This is a genomic window from Knoellia flava TL1, from assembly GCF_000768675.1.
Classification (GTDB): Bacteria; Actinomycetota; Actinomycetes; order Actinomycetales; family Dermatophilaceae; genus Knoellia; species Knoellia flava.
The window spans coordinates 96,235-108,770 of sequence record NZ_AVPI01000045.1; the positions used below are offsets into that span (position 1 = coordinate 96,235).

General features: G+C 71.9%; 11 protein-coding genes and 1 tRNA gene. 5 read left to right on the plus strand and 7 right to left on the minus strand.

Annotated elements, in window-relative coordinates; genetic code table 11:
• Positions 1 to 38: 38 nt before the first annotated feature.
• Positions 39 to 2,846, minus strand: coding sequence for a type I DNA topoisomerase (gene topA / locus N798_RS13230; protein ID WP_035949104.1), 2,808 nt, complete (start codon positions 2,844 to 2,846; stop codon positions 39 to 41).
• A gap of 87 nt (positions 2,847 to 2,933) precedes the next feature.
• Positions 2,934 to 3,788, minus strand: coding sequence for a shikimate dehydrogenase family protein (locus N798_RS13235; RefSeq protein WP_035949106.1), 855 nt, complete (start codon positions 3,786 to 3,788; stop codon positions 2,934 to 2,936).
• 107 nt (positions 3,789 to 3,895) lie between these two features.
• Between N798_RS13235 and N798_RS13240 the strand changes: the two genes are divergently transcribed.
• The 5 genes from N798_RS13240 (at position 3,896) to N798_RS13260 (ending at position 8,520) form a co-directional block, all read left to right on the plus strand.
• Complete coding sequence (locus N798_RS13240) at positions 3,896 to 4,684, plus strand: MerR family transcriptional regulator (protein ID WP_052117342.1); 789 nt, start codon at positions 3,896 to 3,898, stop codon at positions 4,682 to 4,684.
• Positions 4,685 to 4,846: 162 nt separating this feature from the next.
• Entirely contained in the window at positions 4,847 to 5,479 is a 633-nt protein-coding gene (tmk, locus tag N798_RS13245) for a dTMP kinase (protein WP_035949109.1), read from the plus strand.
• Entirely contained in the window at positions 5,476 to 6,615 is a 1,140-nt protein-coding gene (locus N798_RS13250; protein WP_035949111.1) for a DNA polymerase III subunit delta', read from the plus strand. The genes tmk and N798_RS13250 overlap by 4 nt, the downstream gene beginning before the upstream one ends.
• A 161-nt stretch (positions 6,616 to 6,776) precedes the next feature.
• Positions 6,777 to 8,321 (plus strand): alpha/beta hydrolase, encoded by a 1,545-nt coding sequence (locus tag N798_RS13255; protein WP_035949114.1) that lies wholly within the window; start codon positions 6,777 to 6,779, stop codon positions 8,319 to 8,321.
• A 122-nt stretch (positions 8,322 to 8,443) separates the two neighbouring features.
• Positions 8,444 to 8,520 (plus strand) — tRNA-Thr (locus N798_RS13260).
• Positions 8,521 to 8,645: 125 nt separating this feature from the next.
• Here N798_RS13260 and N798_RS13265 read toward each other — a convergent pair.
• The 5 genes from N798_RS13265 to N798_RS13290 all read right to left on the minus strand — a co-directional run bounded on the left by N798_RS13265 (position 8,646) and on the right by N798_RS13290 (position 12,534).
• On the minus strand, positions 8,646 to 9,092 hold the full coding sequence (locus N798_RS13265) for a hypothetical protein (RefSeq protein WP_052117343.1): 447 nt from the start codon (positions 9,090 to 9,092) through the stop codon (positions 8,646 to 8,648).
• Between the two features lie 419 nt (positions 9,093 to 9,511).
• Positions 9,512 to 9,898: a hypothetical protein gene (locus N798_RS13270; RefSeq protein ID WP_052117344.1), complete on the minus strand. Its 387-nt coding sequence runs from the start codon at positions 9,896 to 9,898 to the stop codon at positions 9,512 to 9,514.
• 294 nt (positions 9,899 to 10,192) lie between these two features.
• The gene (locus N798_RS13280) at positions 10,193 to 10,855 is read right to left on the minus strand and encodes a lysophospholipid acyltransferase family protein (protein WP_035949122.1); all 663 of its coding nucleotides are present in this window, start codon (positions 10,853 to 10,855) and stop codon (positions 10,193 to 10,195) included.
• Positions 10,855 to 11,229 (minus strand): thioesterase family protein, encoded by a 375-nt coding sequence (locus N798_RS13285; protein WP_035949125.1) that lies wholly within the window; start codon positions 11,227 to 11,229, stop codon positions 10,855 to 10,857. Before N798_RS13285 ends, N798_RS13280 begins: the two co-directional genes overlap by 1 nt.
• Positions 11,230 to 11,334: 105 nt before the next feature.
• Entirely contained in the window at positions 11,335 to 12,534 is a 1,200-nt protein-coding gene (locus N798_RS13290) for a glycoside hydrolase family 15 protein (RefSeq protein WP_156971742.1), read from the minus strand.
• Between the last annotated feature and the right edge of the window lie 2 nt (positions 12,535 to 12,536).

Below are 12,536 nucleotides of genomic sequence, written 5' to 3' on the forward strand. Positions count from 1 at the left end.
AGCGAGACGGCCAGCGGTTGGCGTCGACCCGCCGGGGGTCAGGCCTTCTTCGCGGCTCGCTTCGCCGTGGCCTTCTTGGCCGTCGTCTTCTTGGCGGCGGCCTTCTTCGTCGTCTTCTTGGCGGCGCGCTTGCGGGTCGTCGGACCCTTGGCGCGCTTCTCGGCGAGGAGCTCGAAGGCCCGCTCCTGGGTGAGGGTCTCGAGGTCGTCGTCGCGGCGCAGCGTCGCGTTGGTCTCGCCGTCGGTGACGTACTCGCCGAAGCGGCCGTCCTTGACGACGACCGGCTTGCCGGAGACCGGGTCGGGCCCGAACTCCTTGAGCGGCGGCTTCGCGGCGGCCCGGCCCCGCTGCTTGGGCTGGGCGTAGATCGCCTCGGCCTGCTCGAGCGTGATGTCGAAGAGCTGCTGCTCGGTCTCGAGCGAGCGCGAGTCGGTGCCCTTCTTGAGGTAGGGACCGTAACGGCCGTTCTGCGCCGTGATCTCGACCTGCTTCTCGCCCTCGGTGCCGTCCTCGTTGGTCACCTTCTCGGTGGAGACGCCGACGACGCGGGGGAGCGAGAGGAGCTTGAGCGCGGTCTCGAGGTCGATGGTCGCGAGGTCCATGTCCTTGAAGAGGGAGGCCGTGCGCGGCTTGACCTTGGCCTTGCCCTTGAGCGCCGCGGTCTCCTCGTCCAGCACCTCGGTGACGTAGGGCCCGTAGCGACCGGCCTTGGCGACGATGTCGCGACCGTTGTCGGGGTCCTGTCCGAGCACCCGGCCGTCGTCGGCGGCGGTCTCGAGGAGCTCGCGCGCCTTCTCGGGCGTCATCTCGTCGGGGGCGATGTCGTCGTTGATCGTGGCCCGGCGAGGAGTCGAGCCGGACTCGGAAGCCGAGTCACCGGCATACGCGTCGGAGACCTCACCGGTGGTGAGGTCGACACCGGCGGGGGCGACCTCCTCGACGTAGGGGCCGTAGCGACCGACGCGCACGACGATGCCGTCGCCGATCTCGATCGTGGAGATGCCGCGGGCGTCGATGTCGCCGAGGTCGGCGACGAGGTCACGAAGGCCCTCGCTCGAGCTCGCCTCGTCACCGAAGTAGAAGCGCTTGAGCCAGGTCGCCCGCTGGGCGTTGCCGCCGGCGATCTCGTCGAGGTCCTCCTCCATCGAGGCGGTGAAGTCGTAGTCGACGAGCCGGGTGAAGTGCTCCTCCATGAGGCGCGTCACCGCGAAGGCGAGCCACGACGGGACGAGCGCGTTGCCGCGGTTCGAGACGTAGCCGCGGTCCTGGATCGTGCCGATCGTCGAGGCGTAGGTCGAGGGGCGGCCGATGCCCTTCTCCTCCATTGCCTTGACGAGCGTGGCCTCGGTGTAGCGCGCGGGCGGCGAGGTGTCGTGCCCGCCGGCCTCGGCGCGCAGGACCTTGAGGGCCGCACCCTCGCCGAGCCGGGGGAGGCGGCGCTCCTCGTCGTTGCTCGCGTGGCGCTGCTCGTCGCGTCCCTCCTCGTAGGCAGCGAGGAAGCCGCGGAAGGTGATGACGGTGCCGCTGGCGGTGAACTCGACCCGCTCGGCCGGGGCGCCGGCGGCGAGGTCGGCGCCGAGACGGACGGTCGCGGTCGAGCCGCGCGCGTCGGCCATCTGCGAGGCGATGGTGCGCTTCCAGATGAGCTCGTAGAGGGCGAACTCGTCGCCGCGCAGCTCGCCGGCGACCTGTGCCGGGGTGCGGAACCGGTCGCCCGCGGGACGGATCGCCTCGTGGGCCTCCTGCGCGTTCTTGACCTTCTTGGCGTAGTTGCGCGGGGCATCGGGGACGTAGTCGCCGCCGTAAAGGTCACGCGCCTGCTGGCGGGCCGCGGTGAGCGCCGACTGCGACAGGGCCGTCGAGTCGGTGCGCATGTAGGTGATGTAGCCGTTCTCGTAGAGCCGCTGCGCCACGCGCATCGCGTTCTTGCTCGACAGCCGGAGCTTGCGCGAGGCCTCCTGCTGGAGCGTCGACGTCGTGAACGGTGCGCTCGGACGACGGGTGTAGGGCTTCTCGGCGACCGAGACGACCGACACGTCCGCCGACATCACGGCGGTGGCGATGCCCGTCGCGGCCGTCTCGTCGAGGTGGGCGACGTCGCCCTTGAGGCGGCCGTCGTCGCCGAAGTCGCGACCAGAGGCGACGCGGCGACCGTCGACCGACGACAGGCGGGCGGTGAACGCCGACGTCTCCGCGTCGGGCGTGAAGTCGCCCTCGACGTCCCAGTAGTTGGCAGAGCGGAAGGCCATCCGCTCGCGCTCGCGCTCGACGACCATGCGGGTCGCGACCGACTGGACGCGGCCGGCGGACAGGCCCGCCTTGACCTTGCGCCACAGGACCGGCGAGATCTCGTAGCCGTAGAGGCGGTCGAGGATCCGGCGGGTCTCCTGGGCGTCGACGAGCGCGGTGTCGAGGTCGCGGGTGTTGGAGGCGGCGCGCTGGATGGCCTCCTTGGTGATCTCGTGGAAGACCATCCGCTTGACCGGGACCCGCGGCTGGAGGGTCTCGAGGAGGTGCCACGCGATGGCCTCGCCCTCGCGGTCCTCATCGGTGGCGAGGTAGAGCTCGTCGGCGTTCTTGAGCAGGCGCTTGAGCTCGGCGACCTTCTTCTTCTTGTCGCTGTCGACGACGTAGTAGGGCTCGAAGTCGTTGTCGACGTCGACGCCGAACTTGCCGAACGGCCCCTTCTTGATCTCGGCGGGCATCTCCGACGGGGTCGGGATGTCGCGGATGTGGCCGACGGACGCCTCGACGTCCCAGTCGGCGCCGAGGTAGCCGGCGATGGTCTTGGCCTTGGCCGGGGACTCGACGATGACGAGCTTGCGGCCCGTTCCTGCGGGGCTCATGGCGCACCTGTCCTTTGCTGATCACCTCGTGCAGCGGATTCGTCGCTGCTCCGACGAGGGGAACGGGAGTGACGGTACAGCCTCCGCTCAGGGTGTCGAGTCCAGCCCCAGCACCTCGGACAGCCTCGCCCGCATGACCTCGCGGTCCGGCGAGACGCCGTGCCACAGCTCGATCGCCACTGCCCCCTGGGCCACGAGCATGCCCAGGCCGTCGAGCGTCGCCCCGCCCCTGCGCTCCGCTTCGCACAGGTATGCCGTCCGCGGAGGGTTGGGGATGACGTCCGCCACGAGGAGGTCAGGACGGAGGGTGTCGGGGTCGACCGGGACCATCGCCTCGGCGTCCCCCAGCCCGAGGGAGGTGGCGTTGACGACGACGTCGGCGCTGGCGGGGACGGCATACGGGCCGGTCCACGGCTGGAAGTCCGCCTCGGCGGGGGTGCGGTCGGCGACGAGCACCGCGAGCGCCTGCCCGCGACTCTCGTTGCGGTTGACGACGGTGATGCGCGCCGCGCCGGCGAGGGCCGCCTCGACCGCGATGGCCCGGCCCGCGCCGCCCGCGCCGAGAACGACGACGTGGGTGCCGGCCGGGTGACGCACCTCGCGCATCGCCTCGACGAATCCGCGGCCGTCGGTGTTCTCCCCGATGAGCGAGCCGTCGCGGGCGACGACGCAGTTGACGGCGCCGATGAGGTCCGCGGACTCGCCGAGCCCGTCGAGGTGGTCGATGACGGCGACCTTGTGGGGCATCGAGCAGTTGAAGCCGACCCAGCCCATCGCCCTCGCCCCGAGGACGGCGTCGCCGAGGTCGGCCGACGAGACGTCGACGTTGACGTAGCGGGCGTCGAGCCCCGCGGCGGCATAGGCCGCCTCGACCATCGCCACGGTGGGGTTGTCGTCGGCGGGGGTCGAGAAGGAGCCGGTCAGCGCGCTGAGGAAGCTCATGAGCCACCTTCCCACCGCGGGAGGTGGGTCCGCCATGGGTCGGGAGTGGGCGGCATACGGAGAAGTCGGCTTGACCCTCACGCGACGTGAGCCGCCACGGTGGACCCATGACCACGACACGAGAGACTGTGAGGGTGGACGAGCTGCTCACGGTGGGCCAGGTGGCGCAGACCTTCGGCGTGACGGTGCGAACGCTGCACCACTACGACGAGATCGGCCTGCTCAGCCCGTCGGAGCGCTCGCACGCCGGCTACCGGCTCTACACCGCCGAGGACCTCGAGCGGCTCGCGACGATCGTCACCTACCGGCGGCTCGACCTGCCGCTCGACGAGGTCGCGGCGCTGCTGCGGGGTGACGGCTCGACGCTGGAGCACCTGCGGCGTCAGCGTGACGCGGTCCTGCACAGGGTCGAGGAGCTGCACGGGCTCGTCGACGCGATCGACCGAGCGATGGAGAGAGAGATGAACGAGCAGCCGGCCACCCACGAGGAGCTCAAGGAGATCTTCGGCGACGGCTTCACCGACGAGTACCGGGCCGAGGCGCAGGAGCGCTGGGGCGAGACCGACGCGTGGAAGCAGTCGGCTCGCCGGACGAAGGGCTACACGAAGGCGGACTGGGAGCGGATCAGGGCCGAGGGTGACGCCGTCAACGCCGCCTTCGTCGCGGCACTCGAGGCGGGCCACCCGGCGACGTCGACCGAGGCGATGGACGCGGCCGAGGCCCACCGGGTCCAGATCGACACGTGGTTCTACGACTGCAGCCACGACTTCCAGAAGGGCCTCGCCGACATGTACGTCGCCGACCCGCGGTTCACGAAGACCTACGAGGACCTCGCACCGGGGCTCGCCGCGTACGTGAGGGACGCGATCCACGCGAACGCGGACCGCCACGCCTGAGCCGCGTCTCAACTTTTGCTCCCCGTGCGGGAACCTTGAGGGTCCGGACGGAACATTTCCCTCCGGACCCTCAAGGTTCCCTCCGGATGGCTGACACAGCGCCCGTATGCCGTCCGCTCGCCGCGGTGCCCGCGTGTCGTCGCGCTCGCCTAGGCTCGGCCCGTGAGCGGACAGGGACTCTTCCTCGCCTTCGAGGGTGGCGACGGCGCGGGCAAGTCGACCCAGGTGCGCCTGCTGGCCGAGGCCCTCGAGGCGCTGGGGCGCGAGGTCGTCGTGACCCGCCAGCCCGGTGGCACCGAGCTCGGTGCCGCGATCCGCGACCTCGTCCTCCACGGTGACCACGTCTCGCCGCGGGCCGAGGCGCTGCTCTTCGCCGCCGACAAGGCGCACCACGTCGACCAGCTCATCCGGCCGGCGATGGACCGGGGCGCCGTCGTCGTGACCGACCGCTACACCGACTCGTCCGTCGCCTACCAGGGCGCCGGCCGCGACCTCGGCGCGGTCGAGGTCCACGACCTCCAGATGTGGGCGGTCGACTCCCTGCTGCCCGACCTCACCGTCATCGTCGACGTCTCCTCCGAGGAGGGGCGCCGACGCCGTGGCGAGGTCCACGACCGGCTCGAGTCCGAGGCCGACACCTTCCACGACGCGATCCGCCACCACTTCCTCGCCATGGCGCAGGGTGCGCCGGAGCGCTACCTCGTCGTCGACGGCACGCTGCCGCCCGACGAGATCCACGCCGCCGTCATGGGCCGGCTGCAGTCCTCGGGCCTGCTCGACGGGGGTGCCGGATGAGCGTCTGGCGCGACGTCATCGGCCAGGAGCCGGCCGTCGCCACGCTCTCGCGGGCGGTCGAGGACCCCGCCGCGATGACGCACGCCTGGCTGCTCACCGGCCCTCCGGGGTCGGGGCGCTCGGTCGCGGCGCGGGCGTTCGCCGCGGCGCTGCAGTGCCCGTCCGGCGGCTGCGGCGAGTGCCGCGAGTGCCGGACGGCCGCCGACGGCACCCACGCCGACGTCGACGTCATCGCGACCGAGGGGCTGTCGATCAAGGTCGAGCAGGCCCGCGATCTCGTCGCCCTCGCCCAGCACCGCCCGTCGCTCGGCCGGTGGCGCGTCATCATCGTCGAGGACGCCGACCGCCTCACCGAGCGCGCCGCCGACGCCCTCCTCAAGGCCCTCGAGGAGCCCGTCCCGCGCACCGTCTGGATGCTCTGCGCGCCCTCCGTCGAGGACGTCATCATCACGATCCGCTCGCGCTCGCGGCACGTGCGACTGCGCACGCCGTCGGTCGAGGCCGTCGCGGACCTCCTCGTGCGCCGCGACGGGGTCGACCCGCCGATGGCGATGTATGCCGCCCGCGCGTCGCAGTCGCACGTCGGCCTCGCGCGCCGGCTGGCTCGCGACGAGCACGCCCGCATCCGCCGCCACGACGTCATCACCCTGACGACGAAGATCCGCTCCGTCGGAGACGCCATCGACGCGGCGTCCGACCTCTCCACGATCGCGACCGAGGAGTCGCAGGCCTCCTCCGCCGAGCGCGACGCGGCCGAGAGGACGCGGCTCATGGAGGTGCTCGGCGCGGACCCGACCGCTCGGACCCAGCCGCCGCACATCCGCTCCCAGCTCGCCTCGCTGGAGAAGGAGCAGAAGGCCCGCGCCACCCGCTTCTCGCGCGACATGGTCGACCGCTCGCTCGTCGACCTCCTCTCGGTCTACCGCGACGCCCTCGTCCTGCGCACCGGCGCGCCCACCGCCCTCGTCAACGAGGACTCCCGCCAGACGGTCCAGCAGGTCGCCCAGGTCCTGTCGTCCGAGCGGCTCCTCGTCGCGATGGACGCCATCGGCACCGCCCGCGAGCGCATCGCCGCCAACGTCCAGCCGCTGCTGGCCCTCGAGGCGATGGCCCTCGACCTGCGCCTGCCGCGCTGAGTCCGGGGTCCGGCCGGGTGCAGGCGTGGGCGACGCCACGGCTGACGCGGAAACCTGCGATCGTCCCGGTTGCAACCGGCAAGGTCCGCGACAACCGCGTCACGTGGAGCGCGGACCGGGCAGGACGGCATACCTCAGGTTCGACCCGTAGGGTCGACGCCATGCGTCGCGTGTCCCTCCCCGCCGCCCTCGTCGCGGTCGCCCTCCTCGCCTCGGGCTGCTCGAGCATCGGCGACCTCCTCGACCGCGGGGCGCCCGCGCCGTCGTGGTCGCCGCAGGAGCCCCCGAAGGGCATGGAGGGCATGGACGAGTTCTACGAGCAGCGGCTGCAGTGGGAGGACTGCGGCGGTGGCGAGTGTGCGCGGCTCAGCGTGCCGCAGAGCTATGCCGAGCCGGACGGCGACACCATCGAGGTCGCCGTGCTCAAGGTGCCGGCTCGCCGGGGGTCCCAGCGGATCGGCTCGCTCGTCGTCAACCCGGGAGGGCCGGGAGGGTCGGGCGTCGACTACGCGCAGGCCGCGGACTTCATCGTGGGGTCCGCGGTGCGCCAGCGGTTCGACGTCGTCGGGTTCGACCCGCGCGGCGTCGGGCGCTCGGCGCCGATCGACTGCGTGACCGACCCCGAGCTCGACGCCTTCCTCGGCCAGGACCCGACGCCCGACGACAGCGCCGAGCAGCAGGAGTTCGCGGCCAACGCCAAGGGTTTCGCCGACGACTGCGGCACCAACGCCGGCCCACTGCTCGGGCACGTCTCGACCGTCGACGCCGCGAAGGACATGGACGTCCTGCGCGCGGCCCTCGGCGAGCAGAAGCTGCACTACCTCGGCAAGTCCTACGGCACCTACCTCGGCGCGACGTATGCCGGCCTGTTCCCGCAGCTCGTCGGGCGCTTCGTTCTCGACGGTGTCGTCGCTCCGGACCTCACGGCGCAGGAGGTCAACCTCGGCCAGGCCAAGGGATTCGAGACCGCGACCCGTGCGTGGGCGCAGTTCTGCATCGACAAGGGGGAGTGCCCGCTCGGGGGTTCGGTCGACGAGGTCATGCAGGGTATCCGGGACTTCCTCGGGGACGTCGACGAGACGCCGCTGACGAGGACCGGCGACCCGGTGGTCACGAGGCTCACCGAGGGGTGGGCCTCGACCGGGATCGCGGCCGCGATGTACGACGAGGGCATGTGGGACGGGCTGGTCGAGGCGATGCGCGCCGCGCTCAAGGGCGACGGCTCCGAGCTCATGGGGCTCGCGAACCAGTACGCCGACCGCAACCCCGGTGGCGGCTACAGCGGCAACATCATGGAGGTCATCTACGCCGTCAACTGCCTCGACAAGCCCGAGTCCGACTCGGTCGAGGAGCACGCGAAGGCGGCGGAGGCCTCGCGCGCCGAGGCGCCCACGTGGGGCCCGTTCCTCATGTGGTCCTCGCTCACCTGCGGCTCGTGGCCGGTGAAGACCGAGCGGTCCTCGGAGCCGCCGGCGAAGATCACCGCCGAGGGTGCCCCGCCGATCGTCGTCGTGGGCACGACCCGCGACCCGGCGACGCCCTACGAGTGGTCGGTGCGCCTGCACGACCAGCTCGCGGCGTCGTCGCTCATCACCTACGACGGCGACGGGCACACGGCATACATGCGTGCCAACGACTGTGTCGACAAGCCGATCGACGAGTTCTACGTCAAGGGGACCGTGCCGCGAGACGGCCTGCGCTGCTGAGGCACCCGCGTCTGGTGGCGACGGTCGTCGTGGCGTCGTGACGTCAGGTTGCGCTCCCGATTTCGGGAAGGCCGGGGTTGTTCGTATACTCGTGCGTCGTGCTGGACCTCGTCCGGCACCACGCCGCTTTAGCTCAGTCGGCCAGAGCGATTCACTCGTAATGAATAGGTCGTCGGTTCGATTCCGACAAGCGGCTCCACGCAACACCGCAGGTCAGGCCCTCGGGACATCGCTCCCGGGGGCCTTCTGCATGCCGCGGTCCGGTGCCGCAGAGCGAGGCCCCCGCCCGACAGCGCGGACAGGGGCCAAGGCCGGGGGAGATGCCTAGCTCGTGATGTGGATGCTCAGCCCCTGTCCGGAGAGGATGAGGTCGTAGGTGACCGACTCGATGACGACGGTCTGCCCTCCGGGGCAGTCGAGCGTCGACAGCGGCGAGACGGTGAACGAGACGTTGGTGCGGCCGTTGCGGACCGGGAACGTGCCGCTCTCCTCGACCGCGACCGTCTCCTCCTTGTTGTCCGCTGCGGGGTTCTTGCCGCCGCGGTTGTAGCACTGCGAGAAGACGTCGACCGTGCCGTCCAGGGCGAAGGTGGCGCTCGGGACGTTGCCCAGGCCTGCGATGGAGGCGGTGATGACGAGGGAGTTGCCGTCCCGGGTGACCGTGGGGCCCTTCACCACGTGGGCGTTGCCAGCCTGTGCGGGGCCTGCAACGAGGCCGAGCGTGAGGACCGTGAGGACGACGATGAAGAAACGCTTCGCGATGGAATGCATCGGAGCTCCTGATGACTGTGGTGTGACATGAGGCCCGGCCGGCTCGCGGAGCCGGCCGTGAGCGGGAGAGCGGGGTGCACCCGGACACCAATGGTCCGGAGGCCGCGTGCACGGTGGCGCGCGCCCTGTGCTCCCGGCTCGCGTGGTGATCGTCGGAGCGACACCGACCTCCAGCCGGTGAGCCCGGTGTCCTCCGTTGCACACAGTGCTCTCCGCGTCGGAGTGCCGCCATGACGAGTTCGGGGTCGTCCGACAGGCAGCGGACCCGCCGCCGCGGAGTGCCAGCCGGGGGATGGGGCACCGCCCACCCGCAGTGGTCAGCCTCGACACGGATGCCATAGCCCCTCTCGGGCTCGACGGACTGTGCGGACGCACGTCGAAGCAGGGTCGCGGCTGGAGCGCCCGGGCGGTGCGCTCGCTCAGCGCGGGACGGGAGGGCGCCCTGCGCGGGCCGACCCGGTCGACGCTGGGACCACGCCCGCGCCGGAGCCATCGACGGCCTCACGCAGGGCTCCCGCCAGTGACGTCATCGCCCGGTGCTGGCTTCGCTCGAAGTGGATGGTCTCGACCTCGACACCACCCTGGGAGGGCCCCTCGAGGTGGAGGGTGAGCCGGCCGCGTCGCAGCAAGCGCGGGGGTGTGAGCTTCACCGCCCGCACGTTGCTCACCGGCATCACCCGCTGGGTCCAGCCACCCGCCGCGCGCTGACCGAGACGGGAGGGTGTGAGACGCACGAGGCTGAGACTGTCGCCGATGAGCGTGAGCATCCAGAGGTGCCCGCGAACGCTGTGGTTCTGCATGTCCATGACGTACCCCCTTCGCCGGCGAGGCACGCACACGGCCTCGCACCTGACCAAGGTGCGAGGCCGTGTCGGTCGGTGCGTCGGTCAGCCCCTGGGGTGTGCGGGGCAGGAGCGCCGTGTCGTGGTCACCATTGCCATCCCTTGCACATGTGGACACCTCCGAAAGGCTCTGTCGCATCGCCGGCTGTCCCCCAACGGTAGGACGGGCGGGGTCGGGGAGTCCGGAAGTGCAATGACCATCTCTGTAGGGTCATTCGGTCGCAGTCCGCGGATGGCTCGCACGCTGTCGGACATCCGTCAACGCGTGTGCCACATCTCCTTGGCGACCGCGATCTGCTCGCGGATTCCGGCCATGAGCACGTCGGTGACCTCGCGCGCCGCAGCGTCGTCGTCGCGTCCGAGCCAGGGAGACAGGTCGAGCGCCGGCCCCACGGAGAGGCACGCCGTGTGCCGGTGCCAGATGTGCTCGGTGCCCTGCCGCGGTCCCCACGTCCCGACCGGGATGACCGGCGCCTCCGGGTGGCGCAGGGCGAGTCGCGCGGCACCGGTCCGGGCGGGACCCGGCATCCCGTCGGGCTCGGTCGTGAGCCGACCCTCCGGGTAGAGCGCGACCAGGTGACCCTTGTCGAGGTGGTCGGACGCGAGGTCGAGGGCCGCGGCGGCCGACGTCGTCCCGCGCGCCACGGGGATCTGGCCCGTCGCCCGCGCGAGCATGCCCACCCCCGGCCAGCCGAAGACCTCCTGCATCGCGAGGAAGTGCGGGAAGCGCCGGTGGCCGATCGCCACCCGGGCGACCGCGAGCGGGTCGGTCATCGTCAGGTGGTTCGCGACGAGGATGACCGGGCCGGTCCGCGGCACCGACCCCATCGTCCGGAACCGCACCCGGTGGGCAAGCCCGGCCGCCGCCCACACGAGGGCGAACCCGGCCGCGTTCTTCACGTGCTGGCGCGGTGTGGGCATCAGAGCCGGCCGAGGAAGCGGTCGACGTCGACGACGACCCGGGTCACCTCACCGGTCGCGACGACCTTCCCGTCCGTATGCCGTCCGGTCACCCGGAAGCGGTGGAGGCGGCCATCGCTGTGCACCGGGTCCGCTCCGACGACGACCTGGACGCCAACGGGGGAGGCGGCGGAGTGCTCCAGCGTGACCCGCGTGCCCACGCTCGTGCGGCCTTCGCCGACGACGGGTTCGAGCGCTGCGCACGTCGCCGCCTCGAGCCAGGCGAGCAGGCGTGGCGTCGCGAGGACCGGGAGGCTGCCCGACCCGAGCGCCACGGCGGTGTCGTCCTCGCCGACGACGAAGACGAGCTCGGACGGCGTGGGGCGTGTGCTCATGGGGCCCAGTCAAGCAACGACGGGAGCCGGGCCGCATGAGGACGCGACCTCAGTCCGCGCGAGTACTCATGTCGCACGTGCCGTCAGGTCTCACGGCCTCGCGTCTCAGGGCCTGTCGAGCTCGTCGAGGGTGAGCAGGACGAGGGCGGCGGTCCAGAGCAGGGGTGCCGGACCCGCAGGGCTACCCGATCGGTTGACCTTCTCGGGCAGCGACCCCCACGGCGTGCGATGACCGTCGAGCCAGCCGAGCCAGCGTTCGGCGGTCCTCTCGCGCCCCGACGCAGCTGCGGTGTAGGCGACGAGCGCGGTCTCCGGGGTCCACGACGTGCCGTCCTGCTTCCAGTCCGCGCCCGGGGCGAGGCCGCCGGAGGACCGCGCGGCGTCGCGCTGGTAGGCGAGCCAGCGCTTCGTCGTCCGCTCGTCCTCCGGTCCGAAGGGCGGCATGAGCATCGCGACGGCCGCGTCGAGACCTCCGCGGTCGCCGAAGCGCTCGAGCGATGGCCCCATCGACTCGTGGACCCGAGACTCGAGCCGCTTGGCCGCCTGCCCGGCGACCCAGCGCTCGGCGGCCGGGCCGTGGTCGGCGGTGGCCCGCAGACCGGCCAGCATCGGCGCGACCGTCCCCAGCGAGGTCTGGCCGACGGGGATCTCCCAGTAGTCCGGTGACGGTGGGGGCAGCAGCCACCCGCTCGACGTCAGCCTCAGCACGTTCATGAGACACGTGGAGCGCAGCGGCCCGGCGGACTCCGGCAGCGCGGCGTCGCTCATCGACCCGATGGCCCAGAGCACCCAGCCGCACCCGTCCGACTGCGGTCCGCGCGGGTCCACGACGACCCGCTGGCCGTTGAGGAGGTAGCGGGCGTCGAAACCCTGCTGGGCGTCGAACGGCAGGCGTGCGATGAAGTCGATGACGGCCCGCGCCTCGGCCGCGTGCCCGGTGCGGTCGAGCGCGAGGGCGATGAAGGCGCCGTCGCGCGGCCAGAAGTAGTCCCACCGGTCGGCCGCGCCCGCGGCAGGAGCCCGGCCCGAGTCGAGGCCGCCCATTGCCTGGTGCAGGTCGATGAGCGCCCAGCGGCTCATCGACTCCCACTCGGTGCCCTCGCCCGGCACGGTCCCGAGCTCGACCCACTCCCGCGCGGCCCGCACGAGCGACGCCCCGCGCGGGTCACCGTCCCCGATCCGGTAGTGCGGAGGGGTGGCGAGCTGCGGCTCGGCCCACACGTCCTCGGTGCCGGCGCGCGTCCCGCACGCCGCGAGCAGGGCGCAGCACAGCGCCAGCACGACGGCACGCACTCCACGTCGCACGC